19 protein-coding genes are annotated in these 20,667 nt (G+C 54.0%); 11 read left to right on the top strand and 8 right to left on the bottom strand.

Translation table 11 applies throughout. The features are described from left to right. Positions 1 to 38: 38 nt before the first annotated feature. A complete protein-coding gene (xylF, locus tag KP80_RS07505; RefSeq protein ID WP_052282983.1) occupies positions 39 to 1,031 on the bottom strand; it encodes a D-xylose ABC transporter substrate-binding protein in 993 nt (330 codons plus the stop codon). A 356-nt stretch (positions 1,032 to 1,387) separates the two neighbouring features. Here xylF and xylA point away from each other — a divergent pair, with 356 nt between their 5' ends. The 3 genes from xylA (at position 1,388) to KP80_RS07490 (ending at position 4,755) form a co-directional block, all read left to right on the top strand. After that, complete coding sequence (xylA, locus tag KP80_RS07500) at positions 1,388 to 2,710, top strand: xylose isomerase (protein ID WP_052282970.1); 1,323 nt, start codon at positions 1,388 to 1,390, stop codon at positions 2,708 to 2,710. Between the two features lie 78 nt (positions 2,711 to 2,788). Next, positions 2,789 to 4,243 carry a xylulokinase gene (gene xylB / locus KP80_RS07495; RefSeq protein ID WP_052282969.1) on the top strand — a complete coding sequence of 485 codons (1,455 nt, stop codon included), beginning with the start codon at positions 2,789 to 2,791 and terminating at the stop codon, positions 4,241 to 4,243. Positions 4,244 to 4,410: 167 nt separating this feature from the next. Further along, positions 4,411 to 4,755, top strand: a complete 345-nt coding sequence (locus KP80_RS07490; RefSeq protein WP_052282968.1) for a hypothetical protein — start codon at positions 4,411 to 4,413, stop codon at positions 4,753 to 4,755. Here KP80_RS07490 and KP80_RS07485 read toward each other — a convergent pair. Beyond that, a complete protein-coding gene (locus KP80_RS07485; RefSeq protein WP_052282967.1) occupies positions 4,748 to 5,743 on the bottom strand; it encodes an acyltransferase in 996 nt (331 codons plus the stop codon). The genes KP80_RS07490 and KP80_RS07485 overlap by 8 nt on opposite strands. A 171-nt stretch (positions 5,744 to 5,914) precedes the next feature. Between KP80_RS07485 and KP80_RS07480 the strand changes: the two genes are divergently transcribed. From KP80_RS07480 to KP80_RS07450, 7 genes are all read left to right on the top strand, one after another. Then, the gene (locus KP80_RS07480; RefSeq protein WP_052282966.1) at positions 5,915 to 6,220 is read left to right on the top strand and encodes a YsaB family lipoprotein; all 306 of its coding nucleotides are present in this window, start codon (positions 5,915 to 5,917) and stop codon (positions 6,218 to 6,220) included. A gap of 138 nt (positions 6,221 to 6,358) precedes the next feature. Then, on the top strand, positions 6,359 to 7,270 hold the full coding sequence (glyQ, locus tag KP80_RS07475; RefSeq protein WP_052282965.1) for a glycine--tRNA ligase subunit alpha: 912 nt from the start codon (positions 6,359 to 6,361) through the stop codon (positions 7,268 to 7,270). A 9-nt stretch (positions 7,271 to 7,279) separates the two neighbouring features. Then, positions 7,280 to 9,349, top strand: coding sequence for a glycine--tRNA ligase subunit beta (gene glyS / locus KP80_RS07470; protein WP_052282964.1), 2,070 nt, complete (start codon positions 7,280 to 7,282; stop codon positions 9,347 to 9,349). Positions 9,350 to 9,506: 157 nt separating this feature from the next. After that, positions 9,507 to 9,827: a transcriptional regulator gene (locus tag KP80_RS07465; RefSeq protein ID WP_052282982.1), complete on the top strand. Its 321-nt coding sequence runs from the start codon at positions 9,507 to 9,509 to the stop codon at positions 9,825 to 9,827. A 42-nt stretch (positions 9,828 to 9,869) separates the two neighbouring features. After that, positions 9,870 to 11,159, top strand: coding sequence for an arsenic transporter (locus KP80_RS07460; RefSeq protein WP_052282963.1), 1,290 nt, complete (start codon positions 9,870 to 9,872; stop codon positions 11,157 to 11,159). Positions 11,160 to 11,168: 9 nt separating this feature from the next. Further along, positions 11,169 to 11,597 carry a glutaredoxin-dependent arsenate reductase gene (arsC, locus tag KP80_RS07455; RefSeq protein ID WP_052282962.1) on the top strand — a complete coding sequence of 143 codons (429 nt, stop codon included), beginning with the start codon at positions 11,169 to 11,171 and terminating at the stop codon, positions 11,595 to 11,597. Positions 11,598 to 11,772: 175 nt separating this feature from the next. Beyond that, entirely contained in the window at positions 11,773 to 13,392 is a 1,620-nt protein-coding gene (locus KP80_RS07450; RefSeq protein ID WP_052282961.1) for an ABC-F family ATP-binding cassette domain-containing protein, read from the top strand. Between the two features lie 54 nt (positions 13,393 to 13,446). On the opposite strand, the gene cspA is transcribed toward KP80_RS07450, so the two are convergent. Both cspA and KP80_RS07440 read right to left on the bottom strand, forming a co-directional pair. After that, positions 13,447 to 13,659 (bottom strand): RNA chaperone/antiterminator CspA, encoded by a 213-nt coding sequence (cspA, locus tag KP80_RS07445; protein WP_035893107.1) that lies wholly within the window; start codon positions 13,657 to 13,659, stop codon positions 13,447 to 13,449. 340 nt (positions 13,660 to 13,999) lie between these two features. After that, positions 14,000 to 15,373, bottom strand: coding sequence for an MFS transporter (locus KP80_RS07440; protein ID WP_052282960.1), 1,374 nt, complete (start codon positions 15,371 to 15,373; stop codon positions 14,000 to 14,002). Between the two features lie 418 nt (positions 15,374 to 15,791). Between KP80_RS07440 and KP80_RS07435 the strand changes: the two genes are divergently transcribed. Then, entirely contained in the window at positions 15,792 to 16,502 is a 711-nt protein-coding gene (locus tag KP80_RS07435; RefSeq protein WP_052282959.1) for a DUF3053 domain-containing protein, read from the top strand. Between the two features lie 38 nt (positions 16,503 to 16,540). Here KP80_RS07435 and ghrB read toward each other — a convergent pair whose 3' ends face one another. From ghrB to KP80_RS07415, 4 genes are all read right to left on the bottom strand, one after another. Then, positions 16,541 to 17,515 carry a glyoxylate/hydroxypyruvate reductase GhrB gene (gene ghrB / locus KP80_RS07430; RefSeq protein WP_052282958.1) on the bottom strand — a complete coding sequence of 325 codons (975 nt, stop codon included), beginning with the start codon at positions 17,513 to 17,515 and terminating at the stop codon, positions 16,541 to 16,543. A 22-nt stretch (positions 17,516 to 17,537) separates the two neighbouring features. Then, positions 17,538 to 18,818 (bottom strand): MFS transporter, encoded by a 1,281-nt coding sequence (locus tag KP80_RS07425; RefSeq protein ID WP_052282957.1) that lies wholly within the window; start codon positions 18,816 to 18,818, stop codon positions 17,538 to 17,540. A 71-nt stretch (positions 18,819 to 18,889) separates the two neighbouring features. After that, positions 18,890 to 19,828: a sugar kinase gene (locus KP80_RS07420; protein WP_052282956.1), complete on the bottom strand. Its 939-nt coding sequence runs from the start codon at positions 19,826 to 19,828 to the stop codon at positions 18,890 to 18,892. Continuing rightward, positions 19,825 to 20,580: a sugar phosphate isomerase/epimerase family protein gene (locus KP80_RS07415; RefSeq protein ID WP_052282955.1), complete on the bottom strand. Its 756-nt coding sequence runs from the start codon at positions 20,578 to 20,580 to the stop codon at positions 19,825 to 19,827. The genes KP80_RS07420 and KP80_RS07415 overlap by 4 nt, the downstream gene beginning before the upstream one ends. Between the last annotated feature and the right edge of the window lie 87 nt (positions 20,581 to 20,667).

Here is a 20,667-nt window from a genome sequence, read left to right as displayed (position 1 = left end):
CAGCCGAGCCGCCCCAGCGCTGGGCTGGGGCATGCCATTTAGAGTTCGCTTTTCTTATGGAAACCATCTTTCACGACGGTCTCGTCAATATTGGTTTTATTGACTTCAATCGGGGTAAGCAGGCGGGAGGGAACGTCTTTCAGGCCATTATTTAACGTGGCATCGGATTTCGGCTGCTGACCGTTGCCCAGTTCGACGGCAATCTCGGCGGCGCTATTTGCCAGTAGCGTGATCGGTTTATACACGGTCATGGTCTGCGTACCGTTCATAATACGTTTGATACCCGCAAGATCGGCATCCTGTCCGGAGATAGCCACTTTGCCCGCCAGCCCCTGGGCGCTTAACGCCTGGATAGCCCCGCCGGCAGTGGCATCGTTTGACGCGACAACGGCATCGATTTTGTTATTGTTGGCGGTGAGCGCATTCTCCATAATCTTCAGCGCATTTTCCGGCAGCCAGCCATCAACCCATTGATCGCCGACGACTTTAATTTTTCCCTCATCAATATAAGGTTTTAATACTTTCATTTGGCCAGCACGGAAAAGCTTAGCGTTATTATCAACTGGAGACCCGCCCATCAGGAAATAATTCCCTTGTGGTACCTGGTCAACCAGACTTTTGGCCTGCATTTCACCGACTTTTTCGTTATCGAATGAAATATAAAAATCAATATCTGCATTATTAATCATGCGATCATAGGCTAATACTTTAATTCCTTCTTGCTTGGCTTCTTTAATTACGTTGCTAAGTACCTGGCCGTTATAAGGAATAATAACAAGGACATCGACACCGCGATTGATCATATTTTCAATCTGCGCCATCTGAGTCTCTTCGTTACCGTTAGCTGACTGAACAAAGACTTTGGCACCCAGTTGCTCAGCCTTGTTCACAAAGATATCGCGGTCTTTCTGCCAGCGCTCAAGTCGCAGGTCGTCAATAGCCATGCCGATCTTAACGTCTTTGGCACTGCTAGCCATGCTGGTCAGGAGAAGCGATGCGCAGAGTGTGAGGCAAAGGTTCTTTATCTTCATAATCATAATGCCTTCTGTAGGGATAGGGGTGAGATTGGCGATAAAAGAAACAGAAATGACTTAACACGCAGCAAATTCTTAACATGTATATAGCGTCTGGCAATTACAGATTTTTATCTTGCCATTACGATATTTCGTTTAATTGCTAATATTTGACCGCGATCTGATTTTCATTTTGTTAAATGGAGAAATTACAAACTGAAATGAAGAATTCGCCTTTTTATTTTGGGAGCCAGCGCACAGTTGTGGATTCTCTTAATAGCAGTGTGAAATAACGTAATTGAGCAACGGCAATTCCGTATTCAGTATGACTACACGAAGTATTCCTCGCCGCGTCTCAGATTATGGAGTTCATTATGCAAGCTTATTTCGACCAACTGGATCGTGTTCGTTTCGAAGGCCCAAAAACCGAAAACCCGCTGGCTTTCCGCCACTACAACCCGGATGAGCTTGTACTGGGTAAACGCATGGAAGACCACCTGCGCTTTGCTGCCTGCTACTGGCACACCTTCTGCTGGAATGGTGCAGATATGTTCGGTGTTGGTTCATTTGACCGCCCATGGCAACAGCCGGGCGAAGCGATTGAGCGCGCAAAACGTAAAGCCGACGTGGCGTTCGAATTCTTCCATAAACTGAACGTACCTTATTACTGCTTCCACGACGTCGACGTTTCTCCAGAAGGCGCAAACCTGAAAGAGTATCTGAATAACTTTGCCCAGATGCTGGATGTGCTGGCTGAGAAACAGCAGCAAAGCGGCGTTAAGCTGCTTTGGGGTACCGCTAACTGCTTCACCAACCCGCGCTACGGCGCTGGTGCAGCGACTAATCCAGATCCAGAAGTGTTCAGCATGGCGGCCACTCAGGTATTCACGGCCATGAACGCGACCCATAAATTGGGCGGCGAAAACTATGTGCTGTGGGGCGGTCGTGAAGGCTATGAAACGCTGCTCAATACCGACCTGCGTCAGGAGCGCGAACAAATTGGCCGCTTTATGCAGATGGTGGTTGAGCATAAACACAAAATCGGCTTCCAGGGTACCTTGTTGATTGAACCCAAACCGCAGGAACCGACCAAGCACCAGTATGACTATGATGCTTCAACGGTGTATGGCTTCCTGAAACAATTCGGCCTGGAAAAAGAGATCAAGCTGAACATCGAGGCCAACCACGCGACGCTGGCAGGCCACTCTTTCCACCACGAAATAGCCACCGCCATTGCGCTGGGCCTGTTTGGTTCTGTGGACGCCAACCGCGGTGACCCGCAGCTTGGCTGGGATACCGACCAGTTCCCGAATAGCGTCGAAGAGAATGCGCTGGTGATGTACGAAATCCTCAAAGCAGGCGGTTTCACCACCGGTGGGATGAACTTTGATGCCAAAGTCCGTCGTCAGAGCACCGATAAATACGACCTGTTCTACGGCCATATCGGCGCTATGGATACCATGGCGCTGTCGCTGAAAGTGGCGGCCCGCATGATTGAAGGCGGTGAGCTGGATAAACGCGTGGCGAAACGCTACGCGGGCTGGAATGGCGAACTGGGCCAGCAGATTCTAAAAGGCCAAATGTCGCTGCAGGAACTGGCGAAATATGCTGAACAGCATCAGTTGGCGCCGCAGCATCAAAGCGGCCACCAGGAGTTGCTGGAAGGGCTGGTGAATCATTACCTGTTCGACAAGTAAGGCGTAAGTCTTGCAGTATAAACAATGCCCGGAAGCGCAAGCTTACCGGGCATCGTAATAATAAAAGGAGCAGTCGCGATGTATATCGGCATAGATCTCGGAACCTCCGGCGTAAAGGCGATCCTGCTTGATGAGCAGGGCTGCCTGCTGGCTTCACAAACGGAAAAATTGACGGTCTCTCGCCCCCATCCTCTTTGGTCTGAACAGGATCCTGAGCAGTGGTGGCAGGCGACGGACCGCGCCATGAAAGGGTTAGGCGAGCAACATAGCCTGCAGGGTGTGAAAGCGCTGGGGATTGCTGGACAGATGCACGGCGCGACGCTTCTCGATAAGCAGCAGCGCGTGCTGCGTCCGGCGATTTTATGGAATGACGGTCGCTGCGCCGAGGAGTGCGAACTGCTGGAAGCGCAGGTGAAAAACTCGCGACAGATCACCGGCAATCTGATGATGCCGGGTTTTACCGCGCCGAAATTGCTGTGGGTGCAGCGCCATGAAGCGGAAATTTTCCGCCAGGTTGATAAGGTCCTTTTGCCTAAAGATTATCTGCGGCTGCGGATGACCGGCGAGTTTGCCAGCGATATGTCCGATGCGGCAGGCACGATGTGGATGGATGTGGCAAAACGTGACTGGAGCGACGAGATGCTCGGAGCCTGTGGGTTAACCCGCGAGAATATGCCCGCGCTATTTGAAGGTTGCGATATTACCGGCCACCTGCTGTCATCGGTTGCCAGCACCTGGAAAATGCCTGCTGTGCCGGTCGTTGCGGGTGGCGGTGACAATGCCGCGGGAGCGGTGGGTGTCGGCATGGCGGATGCTGGCCAGGCGATGCTGTCGCTCGGCACCTCGGGCGTCTATTTTGCTGTTAGCGAAGGCTTTTTGAGTAAGCCAGAAAGCGCGGTGCACAGCTTCTGCCATGCGCTGCCTGAACGTTGGCACCTGATGTCGGTGATGCTGAGCGCCGCATCCTGCCTGGATTGGGCGGCGAAGCTCACCGGGCTGGGGACGGTTCCTGCGTTAATTGATGCGGCACAAACGGCGGATATGAGCGCAGGCCCCGTGTGGTTCCTGCCCTATCTTTCCGGCGAACGCACGCCGCACAATAACCCTGAGGCGAAAGGTGTGTTCTTCGGTCTAACCCATCAACACGGCCCGGCTGAACTGGCGAAAGCGGTGCTGGAAGGGGTTGGCTTTGCGTTGGCGGACGGGATGGATGCTGTCCATGCCTGCGGCGTTGAGCCGAAGAGCATCACGCTCATCGGCGGCGGCGCGCGTAGCGCCTACTGGCGTCAGATGCTGGCGGACATTTGTGGTAAGCAGTTAGATTACCGCACCGGTGGCGACGTCGGCCCAGCGCTCGGCGCTGCTCGTCTGGCACAGTTGGCTATCCGCAAAGATAAGTCATACGCTGAACTACTGCCGCAGCTGGCTCTGGAGCAAGAGCACCATCCGGATGCCCAGGGCGTGGCTTACTACGCGCCATTGCGTGAAACGTTCCGTAAAATCTATCAACAACTGCAACCGTTGATGTCCTGACGCTCCTTCCTACCCGCTCCTTAAGGGGCGGGTAGTCTGCCATTCCCTACGAGTGTTACATCAATATTTTATATTGATGAATTCTGAAACTGCCGTTTTTCAATATCGTGATACTGCGAAAAATCTCTCGCTGCTCATAATGGTGACGTTATAGATGAGGGAGATGGATGATGTGGAACATCGTTAAATTACCGCGCCTCACGCTTATTTCTGGCGTTTTACTGTATCTGTCCTTCCTATGGCTCGCCTGCCCGGCGCTGGAAGATAAAGGCTATTTTCTGGCGGTATTAGCGCTGGGGATCTTTGCCATTGTCGCTCACCGCCAGGCGGTCACCCCTCAATTCGAAAAACTATGCGGGCTGATGTTGCTCCTGGCAGCCGGGCTGCTGCTGGTTGGCATACTCAATATGCCGTTCGCACTTGCCTATAAAGGACTCTCGGTTGCGGCATGGTTTGCCTGCATGTACGGGACGTCTGCCTACACGCCTTCGTCGCTACAGCATATCAGCTAACCAATCGGCGCTTATCCACACGCTGTAAAGCGAGTGAAAGCAGTAGACTGCCGGCAAGGGTGGCGGTAAATACCCAGAGCACATCCAGCGCCGCCCAGTGTTTGAGATCGAGATTCCAGCTGCGGAGCGCATAGATGATGAAGGCATGGAAACCATATATGCCCAGCGAGTGGCGTGAGATCAGCCCCAGCCCGGGGAGCACTCGCTGGTTTAGCGTGTTCTTGACCACAATAAACAGCGCAGCTGCACAGATAAAGACCATCGGTCCGCAGTAGACATACCAGGTGTCAGCAAAATTTCCGCGCCACTGCAGTTCATAAAGCGTCCCGCGTGAAATAATCCATACCGCACCGATAAACAGCAGGCCGCAGATCCCCGTCAGTGATTTACGGCTGGTTTCCATCATTCCCAATGCGCGTCCAAGCAAACCGTAGAGCACGTAGTAGAAGGTATCGCCGTTAATGTAGAGGTTCACCGGCAGCCATTTCGCCCCGTAGCTGCTGAGTGGGACCGTATTCGGGTTGGCCACAATACCAATCACCACCATCAGTGCCAGCAGCATTTTTCCGCTGATAGCCTTGACCTCAATCAGCGGGGAAACCAGGTAAATCACCATGATGGCGAAGAAAAACCACAGGTGATAGAACATGGGTTTTTGCAGCAGATTTTTGAGTGATGCCTCCACACTGATATGGGTGAACGTCGCGATAAAGATCAAGGCGATGGCGCTGTAGAAAAGAAGGCACAGGGCAATCCGTAGGAAATGGCGCGGTTGTGCGCTGCGCGGGCCAAAAAAGAGAAAGCCTGAAATCATAAAGAACAGTGGTACGCTGACGCGAGAGGCGGAATTCAGCACGTTAGCGAAATCCCAACTGAGCGGGCTGATTTGATGTGGATTGGTTACGAACCAGGTCGTGGTGTGGATCATCACCACCATCAGGCAGGCAATTCCGCGTAGGTTATCAATCCAATTAATCTTTGCTTGCATCAGATGCCTTTTTCCTGGCTATTAATAGAGATTCAGACTCGCCTTATCTGGCGCTATTTCACTGGATAATTCTGAGTTTTTCGCCCCGTGCTTGTGGAGTCGCTGCGAGATTCGCACAATGCGGTGGCATAAAGGGGTACAGCCTAAAATAACCGCCTGGAAATAGAAATAATGATGATGAAGTCTCTCCCGTTTTTGCTGGTGGGTTTCCTGCTAGCAGGGTGCTCGACGGCGGAACCGCCGGTAGTGCAAAAAACGCAAAGTGCGAGAGTGAATCCCGCGCTCTCACTGGAGATGGAACAACTGTGCAAAAACAACGCCGCGCAGCGCTACAATACGGCAGCGCAGAAAATCGATGTCACCGGTTTTGAACGTTATCAGGGTAGCTATGAGCTGCCGGGCTATACGGCGAAGAATGAAAGTTTTGTCTGCTCTTTTGATGCAGATGGCAGTTTTTTACATCTCTCGATGCGTTAAAACGGGCGAGAATGCCGTAATAATCGGCCCGTTTTGTTCAATTTTCCCTAAACAACCCCGTTTCATACTGTATATCTCGCAGCCAGCGGGTATACTGGATCCTTCCTTTAAATCCACACGTATCCAGCACGAAATCATATGCAAAAGTTTGATACCAGGACCTTCCAGGGCCTGATCCTGACCTTACAGGATTACTGGGCTCGTCAGGGCTGCACCATTGTTCAACCACTGGACATGGAAGTCGGCGCGGGCACTTCTCACCCAATGACATGCCTGCGTGCATTGGGCCCAGAGCCAATGGCAACTGCCTACGTGCAGCCTTCCCGCCGTCCAACCGATGGCCGCTATGGCGAAAACCCGAACCGTTTACAGCACTACTACCAGTTCCAGGTAGTGATTAAACCGTCTCCGGACAACATCCAGGAGCTGTACCTCGGGTCTCTGAAAGAGCTGGGTATGGATCCAACCATCCACGATATTCGTTTCGTGGAAGATAACTGGGAAAACCCAACGCTGGGTGCCTGGGGGCTGGGTTGGGAAGTGTGGCTGAACGGAATGGAAGTGACGCAGTTCACCTACTTCCAGCAGGTTGGCGGCATGGAATGTAAGCCGGTGACCGGTGAAATCACCTACGGTCTGGAGCGTCTGGCGATGTATATCCAGGGCGTGGACAGCGTTTACGATCTGGTCTGGAGCGACGGCCCGCTGGGTAAAACGACCTACGGCGACGTGTTCCATCAGAACGAAGTGGAACAATCCACCTACAACTTCGAATACGCCGATGTGGACTTCCTGTTCACCTGCTTCGAGCAGTACGAGAAAGAAGCGCAGCAGCTGCTGGCGCTGGAAACTCCGCTGCCGCTGCCTGCCTACGAGCGCATTCTGAAAGCCGCCCATAGCTTTAACCTGCTGGATGCGCGTAAAGCCATCTCCGTCACCGAGCGTCAGCGCTATATCCTGCGCATCCGCACCCTGACCAAAGCAGTGGCAGAAGCTTACTATGCTTCCCGTGAGGCCCTTGGCTTCCCGATGTGCAACAAGAATAAATAAGAGGCGGCCATGTCTGAGAAAACTTTCCTGGTGGAAATCGGCACTGAAGAGCTGCCACCAAAAGCACTGCGCAGCCTGGCTGAATCCTTTGCTGCGAACGTGACCGCAGAGCTGGATAACGCTGGCCTCGCGCACGGTAAAGTTGAATGGTTTGCTGCCCCGCGTCGTCTGGCGCTGAAAGTGGCAAATCTGGCGGCTGCACAGGCCGATCGCGAAGTCGAAAAACGCGGCCCGGCGATTGCCCAGGCGTTCGATGCGGAAGGTAAACCAAGCAAAGCGGCTGAAGGCTGGGCGCGTGGCTGCGGTATCACCGTCGATCAGGCTGAGCGTCTGACCACCGATAAAGGTGAATGGCTGCTGTATCGCGCACACGTGAAGGGCGAAAGTACCGAAGCGCTGCTGCCGAACATGATTGCGACCTCGCTGGCGAAGCTGCCAATTCCAAAACTGATGCGCTGGGGCGCGTCCGACGTGCAGTTTGTGCGTCCGATTCACACCGTGACCCTGCTGCTCGGCGACAAAGTCGTCCCTGCGACTATTCTCGGGATTCAGTCCGATCGCGTGATTCGTGGCCATCGCTTTATGGGCGAGCCAGAATTCACCATCGACAATGCCGACCAGTATCCGCAGATTCTGCTGGAGCGCGGTAAAGTCGTTGCTGACTACGAACAGCGCAAAGCCAAAATCAAAGCGGATGCTGAAGAAGCGGCACGCAAAATTGGCGGTAACGCCGATCTGAGCGAAAGCCTGCTGGAAGAAGTGACCTCTCTGGTGGAATGGCCGGTTGTCCTGACGGCGAAATTCGAAGAGAAGTTCCTCGCGGTGCCAGCCGAAGCGCTGGTATACACCATGAAGGGCGACCAGAAGTATTTCCCGGTTTACGATAACGCCGGCAAACTGCTGCCGAACTTCATTTTCGTTTCCAACATCGAATCGAAAGATCCTGTCCAGATTATCTCGGGTAACGAGAAAGTGGTTCGTCCACGTCTGGCGGATGCTGAGTTCTTCTTCAACACCGACCGTAAAAAGCGTCTGGAAGATCATCTGCCGCGCCTGCAAACCGTGCTGTTCCAACAGCAACTCGGTACACTGCGCGACAAAACTGATCGCATTCAGGCTCTGGCGGGTTGGATTGCCGGCCAGATTGGTGCTGACGTTAATCACGCGACCCGTGCGGGCCTGCTGTCTAAATGCGACCTGATGACCAACATGGTCTTCGAGTTCACCGACACCCAGGGCATCATGGGTATGCACTACGCGCGTCACGACGGCGAAGCCGAAGACGTGGCCGTCGCGCTGAACGAGCAATATCAGCCGCGCTTTGCAGGTGATGATTTGCCGTCCAACCCGGTAGCTTGCGCGGTAGCGATTGCCGACAAGATGGATACCCTCGCGGGGATCTTCGGTATCGGCCAGCATCCGAAAGGCGACAAAGACCCGTTTGCGCTGCGTCGTGCGGCGCTCGGCGTGCTGCGTATCATCGTTGAGAAGAACCTGAACCTCGATCTGCAAACGCTGACCGAAGAAGCGGTACGCCTGTACGGTGACAAGCTGACTAACGCCAAAGTGGTTGATGAAGTTATCGACTTCATGCTCGGTCGTTTCCGCGCCTGGTACCAGGATGAAGGCTACACCGTTGACACCATTCAGGCAGTACTGGCGCGTCGCCCGACCCGTCCGGCTGACTTTGATGCACGTATGAAGGCGGTTTCGCACTTCCGTACTCTGGAAGAAGCGGCGGCGCTGGCTGCGGCCAATAAACGTGTTTCGAATATCCTCGCGAAATCAGACGAAACGCTGAATGACATCGTTCATGCGTCCGTGCTGAAAGAAGCGGCGGAGATTAAGCTTGCTGGCAACCTGGTTGTTCTGCGTGACAAGCTGCAGCCATACTTCGCCGAAGGCCGTTATCAGGAAGCGTTGGTTGAACTGGCCTCCCTGCGTGAGCCAGTGGATGAGTTCTTCGAAAACGTGATGGTTAACGCCGAAGACAAAGACGTACGTATCAACCGTCTGACCCTGCTGTCTAAACTGCGCGATCTGTTCCTGCAAGTAGCGGATATCTCCCTGCTGCAGTAATCGCCTTTGGATAGCCAAAAAACCTGCCTTCGGGCAGGTTTTTTTATGTCCGCAACTTGATAATCCCTATTTTCGTTAACTGGGGAATGCAGGATAGTTTTAATTTTAATATATATGATTTACCATATGTGAATTACCAAAGATGGATGAAGTGAAAATGCTACAGCCAGTTCAACTTTTTAAAATCCTGTCCGACGAAACGCGGCTGGCCATCATTATGCTGCTCAGAGAGTCAGGAGAACTTTGCGTTTGTGATATCTGTGCCGCCACCGAGGAGTCACAGCCTAAAGTTTCGCGACATATGGCGATTCTACGGGAGTCTGGGCTGGTTCTGGATCGCAGGCAGGGGAAATGGGTTTATTACCGTCTGTCTCCACATATGCCGGCCTGGGCGGCAGAAACCATTACCACCTCCTGGCAATGCCTACGCAATGATATTGGTGAATGGCTGAAAAAATCGGCCTGTACATCCTGCTAAGTTAAAAATACATACATATAATCATATGTGATGGAGCGCTGAATGTTGTTGGCCGGAAGTCTCTTTTTACTGACGCTGGTGTTGGTAATCTGGCAGCCCAGAGGGTTGAGCATTGGCTGGAGTGCAAGCATCGGGGCGGCGCTCGCGTTAGCGACCGGCGTGATTCATGTCAATGATATCCCGGTGGTCTGGAATATCGTCTGGAATGCGACGGCGACGTTTATCGCGGTGATCATCATCAGCCTATTGCTCGATGAGTCCGGCTTTTTTGAATGGGCTGCACTGCATGTTTCCCGCTGGGGAAACGGGCGTGGACGCCTGCTGTTTACCTGGATAGTCCTGCTCGGCGCAGCCGTTGCCGCGCTGTTTGCCAACGATGGGGCGGCGCTTATCCTGACACCAATCGTCATTGCCATGCTGCTGGCTCTAGGATTCAGCAAAGGAACGACGCTGGCTTTTGTCATGGCCGCGGGGTTTATCGCTGATACCGCCAGTCTGCCGCTGATTGTCTCGAACCTGGTCAATATCGTCTCGGCGGATTTCTTTGCGCTGGGCTTTACACACTATGCTTCAGTGATGGTTCCTGTCGATCTGACGGCCATTGCGGCCACGCTGGTAATGCTGCATCTGTTCTTCCGTCGGGATATTCCGGCGACCTATGACGTTGCGCTGCTGAAGGCCCCCGCCAGTGCAATAAAAGACCCGGCAACGTTCAGGGCGGGCTGGATTGTGCTGCTGTTTCTGCTGGTGGGTTTCTTTATGCTGGAGCCGATGGGTATTCCGGTCAGCGCGATCGCCGCGACAGGGGCCGTCGTGCTCTTTGCGGTTGCTAAAAGGGGGCATGCCATTAATACGGGGAAAGTGTTGCGCGGCGCACCCTGGCAGATTGTGATTTTCTCGCTGGGTATGTACCTGGTGGTCTATGGGCTGCGCAATGCTGGGCTGACGGATTATCTGTCGGGGGTATTGAACGTGCTGGCGGATAAAGGCTTATGGGCAGCCACTTTTGGCACCGGCTTCCTGACAGCGTTCCTGTCATCGGTGATGAATAATATGCCGACGGTGCTTATTGGGGCATTGTCGATTGATGGCAGCACGGCCTCAGGCGTCATCAAAGAGGCGATGATTTATGCCAACGTCATTGGCTGTGATTTGGGCCCTAAAATCACCCCGATCGGCAGCCTGGCAACTCTGCTGTGGCTGCATGTGCTGTCGCAGAAAAATATGCAGATTAGCTGGGGATATTACTTCCGCGTGGGCATCGTCATGACCCTGCCGGTGCTCATCGTTACCCTGGCCGCGCTGGCGCTGCGGCTTTCTGTCTCTTTGTGAGTATCTGACATGAACAACATAACGATTTACCACAATCCCGCCTGCGGGACGTCGCGTAACACGCTGGAGATGATCCGTAACAGCGGCATTGAACCGACGATTATTTATTATCTCGATACACCACCCTCACATGATGAGCTGGTTAAACTCATTGCCGATATGGGGCTGACGCCGCGCGCATTGCTGCGCAAAAATGTCGAGCCGTATGAACAGCTTGGCTTGGGAGCCGCGACGTTTACCGATGAGCAATTAATCGGCTTTATGCTTGAAAATCCCATTTTGATTAACCGCCCTATCGTCGTGACACCTATAGGAACTCGCTTGTGTCGTCCTTCTGAGGTGGTGCTGGATATTCTTCCCGAACCGCAGAAAGGCGCCTTCACGAAAGAGGACGGCGAAAGGGTCGTGGACGGTCACGGGAAAAGGATTAAGCCGTAGAGTGGGCAAAAAATCGCCTTGAAATCGGTAACGCAATGCGTTTATCCTTTGCAACGACGAATCCCTCGTCTCACTGAGGCACACTGAAAATGGACAAACACACCTGTTGAATTCGAATCCTTGCTGAGCAGATGACTGCAAGCAGGGGAGTTATTGATTTCACTCAGGAGTGCTTATGGCCCATCGTGCCCAATTCCCTTCATTTATTTTGCATCAGGTTTCCTGTCAGTTCGCGACGGGAGATACGCTTTTTGGTCCGCTGAATCTGTCGCTGGACAACTCGCTTTGCGCGCTTGTTGGGCGTAATGGTGTCGGTAAAACCCGGCTCCTGCATCTGCTGGCGGGGGTAGATACACCATCCACTGGTCATATTGAACGCTTCGCTTCTCACGCCTACGTAGCCCAGCTGCATGAGGTCGAGGAAGAGGCGACGCTCGCTGATTTTTTGGGGTATACATCGATTTTCGCCTCGCTACAGCGCCTTGATTCTGGCCAAGTGACGGCAGAGGATATCGATGCGCTGGACGGATTTTGGGATCTGCCGCCGCGACTAGATGCCGCATTTCAGGAGGCGGGTTTGGGGGCGGTTACGCCACAACGGCTGGCCTCTTCTCTCAGCGGCGGTGAGCGAATAAAGGCTTTACTGTGCGCGGCGTTTATTTCGGATGCCGACTATCTCCTGCTGGATGAACCGACCAACCATCTGGATACCCGTGGGCGTGAATGGCTTTATCGCCAGCTGGAAAACTGGCGCGGCGGTGCGCTTATCGCCAGCCACGACCGCCAGCTGTTGGCGCGTATGCCGCGTATTCTCGAATTGACTCCCGGCGCGCTGCGTAGCTATGGCGGTAATTTTGCCGACTACCAACAGCAGCGTGATGCGGAACAAAATGCTGCGCGTGCAGCGCTGGAACATGCGGCCACCGAGCGACGACGTACGCGGGCGCGGATGCAAAAAGAGCATGATGATTGTCAGCGGCGTTCGGCAAAAACGCTGCGCACCGTGGATAGCCTGAACATCGCGTCGTTTGAACGGGTGAAATATAAAGGCGCGGCGCGAGAGCGCCCCGGCACGTTATTACGCCAGCATCGGGAACAAAACAGCGCGCTGGATAGCGCAGTCCGCCAGGCTCGAGAACGGGTAGAGAACGATAGCCCGGTGTTGTTTACGCTGCCGGGCAGCCATATCGCGGTTGGGAAACAAATTCTTGTGCTGGACGCGCTGAGGCTGGTCCATCAGACACTTCCACCGCTCGATTTGCGGTTGACGGGGCCAATGCGTGTGGCGCTACGTGGTCCCAATGGCTGTGGGAAAACAACGCTCTTAAAATCGCTGGCGGGCCTCGAATCACCGCTTTCAGGGCTTTGCCAGCTTTCGGTCACCGCAGCGCTGTTGGATCAGCATCTGACGCAGTTGGATTTGTCGCAGTCGGTTATTGCCCATCTGCGCGCCGGTGAAACGCCTCTGGATGAAGGGATGATTCGTACCCGACTGGCGCAGCTGCAGCTTGGCGCAGATAAGGTGAATTTACCGCTGGCGATGCTGAGCGGAGGCGAACGGCTTAAAGCTGCGCTGGCCTGCGTGCTCTGGCGGCGGGAGTCGACGCAGTTGCTATTGCTGGATGAACCGACCAACCATCTGGATTTGGCGTCAGTGCAGGCGATAGAGTCCGCGCTGGCTGATTTTCCCGGTGCGATGCTGGTGGTGTCTCACGATGAGGCGTTCTTGCAGGGGCTTAAGCTGACGCATAGCCTGGAGTGGCAGGTGTCGGGCTGGCATTTCGCCGAACTTTAGATAAAAAAAATCCCCGCCGTAAGGCAGGGATTCATAATTCTTAGCGGCGTTAACTTACAGGGAAGTTACGTTGCCAGCTGCTGGGCCTTTAGCGCCGTTCTCGATGGTGAAGGAAACTTTCTGACCTTCGTCCAGAGATTTGTAGCCATCGTTCTGGATAGCGGAGAAGTGTACGAATACATCTTTAGAACCGTCATCAGGAGTGATGAAGCCGAAACCTTTATCAGCGTTGAACCATTTTACGATACCAGTCATTTTACCGGACATAGAAATTACCTTTAAATATTTAGTGAGCCTTACGGCATTATGGCATGCTTTACAGAATTTAAAAGCGTAAAGAAAATGTCGCTACGAGGGGTACCAATGGATAACCTTGAAGGGAACTGCTTTACTCACTGCTTTGTGGTCTGTACGTCAAACCGTGGATGCATTAACGCATACTTCTTATCTGGAAAGCAAACGTTATCCGCATAGAATTTATGATGCCGCTTCGTTTTCTTGGTGATGTTTTTAGTTTAATTATTTGAAAATAATGTATTTTATTAAAATTTGGTGAAGTGTAAAAAAATGTCATTCAACCCCGGCAGCGGTGCTGCCGGGGCGAATATCATACTTTTTGCACGGAATCCGGTACAGAAACCGGTGCGTTGTCAGCATGGCCTGACTGGCGCTTACTGGCCGCGTATTTGACCATCAGCGCGATGGCAGAGAGCACCGCAGGGATCGCCAACAGGGCGAAAATGGTCTTAAAGGAGAGCTCTGCCTGCATCAGGAATGCGCCGCTGAAGGCACCCAGGATGCCGCCGAAACGACCCAACCCCAGCATCCAGGCAACACCCGTCGCGCGGCCCTGCGTTGGATAAAAACCTGCCGCCAGCGCCGGCATGGAGGACTGCGCGCCGTTCATAATGGTACCGGCGATAAACACCATCACGCCCATCAGCACCAGGCTATCTGTGGAGAAGCCAACCAGGCAGACAAAGACTCCAGTGAGTAAATACCCTACCGCGACCACTTTATTAGGATTGATTTTATCCATCAGCGCGCCGAGGACCAGAACGCCAATACCGCCGCCCAGTGGGAAGAGGGCGGTGATGACTGAAGCCTGGCTTAAGGTTGCACCGGTTTCACGGATCAGCAGCGGCAACCAACTGGTCAGCAGATAGAAGATTAGCAGGCCCATAAAGTAGGTCAGGCACAGCATGATGGTGCCCACCAGATAGCGCGGTGAGAAGATGACGCCGAGCGCGGACTGATCTTTAACCTGCCCCGCTTCCTGCAGGACGAATTGCGTGTTCTCTGGCAGCGGCGCGATACGGCGCAGGATGCCGGAAATTTGCTGTTGGGACTTGTTCTTCACTGCCAGATAACGGGCGGATTCCGGCAGCAGGAAAATCAACGCAACGGCCAGCGCCAGCGGCATCACGCCGCCGAGAATAAGCACGCTCTGCCAGCCGTAATGTGGAATCATCCAGGCAGAAATAAAGCCACCCATTGAAGAGCCAATCGGGAAGCCGACGAACATTAAATTGACCAGCAGCGCGCGACGGCGTCCCGGCGCGTATTCGCTCATTAATGTGGCGGCATTTGGCATTGCCGCTCCCAACCCAAGGCCGGTTAAGAAGCGCAGGATGGTCAGTTGAGTTAACGATGTGGCGAAGGCGGTAATCAGGCTGAAGCCGCCAAATACCAGAATCGACAAGACCAGCACTTTTTTCCGTCCAATACGGTCAGCCATTGGGCCTGCGGTCAGTGCGCCGAATGCCAGGCCCACGAGTGCAGCGCTCATCACCGGTCCGAGATCGGATTTTTGCACGCCCCATTCCTGGACGAGGTCAGAGGCGATAAAGCCGATAATGGCAGTGTCGAATCCGTCCATAGCGACGGTGACGAAGCACAGTACCAGGATCATCCACTGGTATTTTGAAAAGGGATGGCGGTTGATAAAAGCCTGAATATCCGTGGTTGTTTGTGTTGTCATGCGGTAATTCCTGCTAAGCGATGTGAGAGAGCCGGATTGATATCTCTTATCTCTCCCGCGGGTATCGAGATAGTTGGGCGATAATCGAACGTAATGTCGTTAATCGTTCATTCAATAAAATCACTTACCCGCACTTCTCACAATGCATCGCCAAACGGAAGTGTGCGATTATCGTTCCCTTGACCGTAATGACCGGCATAGCAGAATGTAAAAATCATTTATATCATTAGGTTAAGTTATTTTTCTTTGGCGGGATTCATTACCATAAATGTGATGGGCGCAACACCTTATTAACATTTTTGCTGAACCCGTGGGGAACGTGTGAAAAAGGTATCTTGCGACGCGGCTCTGGACTATCCTTGTCACCGTTAGGCACGCGTGTGCCAGTTTGCGCTTTTTTGGCTGAAGGAGTAAGAAAATGGCGACAGGAAAGTCCTGCTCTCGCTGGTTTGCGCCTATTGCGGCGTTATTGATGGTTGTTAGCCTGAGTGGGTGTTTTGATAAGGAAGGCGATCAACGTAAAGCATTCGTCGATTTCCTGCAGAATACGGTCATGCGCGGGGGTGAACGCCTGCCGACGCTGACAGCCGATCAGAAAAAACAGTTCGGGCCGTTTGTTTCCGACTATGCCGTCATTTATGGCTATTCACAGCAGGTGAGCCAGGCGATGGACGCCGGTTTGCGCCCGGTTGTTGATAGCGTAAACGCGATTCGTGTGCCGCAGGATTATATGACCCAGCGCGAGCCGCTGCGTCAGGCAAATGGTTCGCTGAACGTCCTGAGTCAGCAACTGCAGAATGCGAAAATGCAGGCGGATGCTGCGCACGCGGCGCTGAAACAGGCCGACGATCTGAAGCCGGTGTTTGATCAGGTGTATAGCAAAGTTGTCACCGCACCGTCTGATGCGCTGCAGCCGCTGATCCCTGCTGCGCAGATCTTCACTCAACAACTGGTACAGGTGGGTGATTTTGTCGCTCAGCAAGGTACTCAGGTGAGCTTTGTGGCTAACGGCATTCAGTTCCCAACGTCACAGCAGGCGAGTCAGTACAATACGCTGATTGGGCCATTGGCTTCACAGCACCAGGCATTTAGTCAGGCCTGGACTGCGGCAGTGAACGCCACCAAATAAGTCTTCAGAAAGCCCGGCAGAAGCCGGGCTTTTTCGTATTATCCCGCGACCTGCGGGTTCACACAGTTCTTCTCCACTTTCCCCAGCAGCGCATCAATGAGGTTATCCACCGCACAGGCCGCCATGTTATAGCGCGTCTCATGCGTCGCGGAACCGATATGCGGCAGCGCCACCACGTTAGGCAATGTTAGCAGCGGCGAATCGACCGGCAGCGGCTCCTTCTCGAACACATCCAGACCCGCAGCATGGATTTCGCCGTTTTGCAGCGCGGCGATCAGCGCCTGCTCATCCACCACCGGGCCACGACCGGCATTAATAAAGATGGCGGAAGACTTCATTCTGGCAAACTGCTCAGCACCGAACAGGTGATGCGTCTCTTCGGTCAGCGGCAGGATCAGGCAGACAAAATCAGCCTCTTCCAGCAGCGTATTTAAGTCACAGTAGCGGGCATTAAAGCGTTCCTCCGCCTGCGGATGCTGGCGGCGAGCGTTGTACAGAATCGGCATGTTGAAACCGAAATGGGCGCGCTGCGCTAGCGCCATGCCAATACGGCCCATGCCGACGATACCCAGCGTTTTATGGTGCACATCCACGCCAAACCAATCCGGGCCAATGCCTTTCGTCCATTCACCGGCTTTTACCCGCTCGGCCACTTCCACGACGCGGCGGGCGGAGCTTAACACCAACGTCATTAGCGTATCGGCGACGGTCTCGGTCAGGACGGTTGGCGTGTGCATCAGCAGCACGCGACGCGCGTTCAGCGCGTCCACGTCAAAGTTATCGTAACCCACGGAGATCGTTGAGGTGGCACGCAGCTTGGGCATCTTCTCCAGCAGGGCGGTATTGACGGCTTCGCTGGAGCCCAGCAGGCCTTCTGCCTCGGCAAACGCCTGGTGATGTTGTGCGACGGTTTCCGGACGCAGGTTAGCGACCTGAGTCACGGTAAAATGCTCTTCCAGGCGATGCAGTAAATCGTCAGGTAACGTTTTATAGAGAATAATGGACGGCTTCATGCAAATCTCCGTAAGTTAAAATTTAAGCGTGGCGTGCGCCAACCGGTAGCTGTTGATTATTAGCAGGCTTAACAATCAGAGTTAGCCATACTGAGGCAAAAAGCGCTACCCCCATAAATATGTATGAGGCGGACGGGCTGCCGGTGGTGCCGTTGAGATAGCCGACGAACCACGAGCCGAGGAACGAACCCAGCGCACCCATACTGTTAATCAGCGCCATCGCGCCCCCTGCCACGTTGCGCGGCAACATTTCAGGAATGATGGCGAAGAACGGGCCATACGGGGCGTACATGGCGGCACCGGCAATAACCAGCAAGGTATAAGAGAGCCAGAAGTGATCGGCACCCACGGCCCAGGAGCCGATAAAGGCAAAGGCAGCAATCAGCAGCAGCGGCCAGACGAACAGCTTGCGGTTTTGTAGCTTATCGGAGGCCCATGAGACCACAATCATCGCTACCGTAGCGGCTAAATAAGGGACAGAAGAGAGCCAGCCGACTTCCACCATGCCTAAGTTTGCGCCGCCGCTACGAATGATCGATGGCAGCCACAGGACGAACCCGTAAACCCCAATACTCCAGGTAAAATACTGCATGCACAGCAGAATAACGTTGCGTGAGCGGAATGCCTCGCCGTAGTTACGTACCGCTTTGATACCCTGCTGCTCGCGTTCCAGTTGTGCCTGCAGCGCCGCTTTTTCAGACTCGCTGAGCCAGCCCACCTGCGACGGTTTGTCCTTTACCAGCACCCACCAACAAAATGCCCAAATGACCGCCGGGAAACCTTCGATGATGAACATTTCACGCCAGCCGAGCGCCTGAATCAGGTAGCCAGAAACCACCGACATCCACAGTACCGTCACCGGGTTGCCGAGGATCAGGAAGGTATTGGCGCGTGAGCGTTCCGATTTTGTAAACCAGTTACTGATGTAGATGAGCATCGCTGGCATCACCGCCGCTTCGACCACGCCGAGGATAAAGCGGATGGCAGCGAGTGCAGGAATGTTGCTGACGATCCCGGTGAGCGATGCGCAGCCGCCCCATAAAATCAGGCAGACGAAAATGAGCTTACGCACGCTGCGCCGCTCGGCGTAAATTGCGCCGGGGATTTGGAAGAAGAAGTAGCCGAGGAAGAACAGGGCGCCCAACAGGGAAGAGATCCCTTTGGTGATGCCTAAATCTTCGTTAATACCGGCCGCGGAGGCGAAACTGAAGTTCGCACGGTCAAGATACGCCAGGCTGTACGTGATAAACACGATGGGCATGATGTACCACCAACGTTTTGCTGCGTTTGTTGAGCTGTTCATAGGCCTGCCTCTATTATCGCTTTGCCGCCGCTGCATGTAGGGTACAGGGAGGCAGTTATCGTAACGTGACGCTATTCACCTAACGCTTCACGTGTGGGTAATCCTTCGCTGTCACCCTGGACCTGGATTGCCAGAGCGCCAATTTTGTTCCCGCGGGTCACGGCCTGATGCAGCGAACGGCCTTCCAGCAGGGCACTGATAACCCCGACCGCAAAACCATCTCCTGCGCCTACCGTATCAACCACGTTATCCACTTTTACCGGTGCAACGCAGCCATGTTCGCCGTCGGCGGTTTTATACCAGGCACCGTCCGCCCCGGTTTTCAGCACCACCGCTTTAACGCCGTGATGCAGATAAAAATCAGCAATACCTTCCGGGGTTTGCTGACCGGTTAAAATCATCCCTTCTTTTAACCCCGGTAGAACCCAGTCGGCCTGGAACGCCAGCGCATTGAGTTTTTCGACCATCTCCGCTTCGTTCTTCCACAGAACCGGCCGCAGGTTTGGATCGAAGGAGATCGTTTTGCCCTGGGCTTTCATCGTACTGGCGGTGTGCGCTAGCAGTTCATAAGAGCTGGCGGACAGCGCTGCTGCGACGCCGCTTAAATGGAGGTGACGGGCGCTGGCGAAGTACGCTTCGTGGTAATCGTCCACGCTAAGGTGGCTGGCCGCCGAGCCTTTACGGAAATATTCCACAATGGGATCGGTTCCATTTTCGACTTTAGATTTGAGCTGAAAGCCCGTTGCGTACTGGCCATCAACGGTAACAGCACGGCTATCAATACCCTCTTTTTTCAGGGATTTCAGGACGAAGCGGCCAAAACTGTCGTTGCCGACGCGGCTGACCCAGCCCACTTTCAGCCCAAGTCGCGCCAGCCCAGTAGCGACGTTAAGCTCGGCACCGGCGACCCGTTTGATGAACTGCTCAACCTCGTCCAGATCGCCGGTCTGCGTCGCGACAAACATCGCCATCGCTTCACCTATGGTGATGACATCCAAAGAATTTTTCATATTGAGTCCTTGCGTAACAGTTCGACGTAGTGACGCGTCACCTGGGTTAGGTCGGCCCCTTCTAACGGGAACTCGATACCGCGTGGTACGTCGATAGGCAGTTGATTGAGCAGCTGTAGCCAGCGAGGATCCGCTTCGTCCGGCGGCACTGCGCGATAGCTATCGTGATGCGCCACGGCAGCTTTGACGTGGACATAGCCCACGGACGGGGCGAGCTGTTCGGCTGCTGCTTCCGGCGTATCGCCGACCCACAGCCAGTTACCCATATCAAAGGTCAGCTGCACGGGCAGCTTCTGGGTGTGGCAAGCAGCGTTAAAGCGCTGCATAGGCGGTAATCGCCCACAGACGGTCTGATCGTTCTCCACTACCAGTTTCATCCCGCTGCTGTCGAGCCAGTCGCGCAGGGTCGTAAACTGAAGCGCGTTGGTGAAGTGACCGAGGGATACTTTCAGCCATAGCGCGTTGAGCGTTTTGGCTTCCTGAAGCAGCGCTGGAAGTTGAGGATTGAGGGTGCCATCGGACATAAACAGCGGCTCGGGAGCCGAGTAGCAGGCCTGCAGGCCTACTGAGGCAATTGCCGATGCCAGCTGGGGAAGCGCCTGTTGTTCGGCAGGGGTGAACATTTCGCGGCGAATTTCCACGCCGTCAGCCCCCGCAGCGGCGATAACCGGCAGCATAGCGATTTGTCCACCTGCGGCACGTACCGAGTCATAGCCATAAGCGGCAGTGACCACCATGATTTTTCTTTGCATAGGGACTCCAAATCCAGCGTTCTTTCTAATACGCTAAATGGAATCGGTTCCAAAGAGAATCTCAGGGTGTTGAATTTATGATCACCA

The organism is Kluyvera genomosp. 1, assembly GCF_001266615.1.
In the GTDB taxonomy this organism is placed as follows: domain Bacteria; phylum Pseudomonadota; class Gammaproteobacteria; order Enterobacterales; family Enterobacteriaceae; genus Kluyvera; species Kluyvera cryocrescens_A.
The sequence above is the reverse complement of the archived record's forward strand: the minus strand, read 5'-3'. Positions and strand labels throughout refer to the sequence as shown.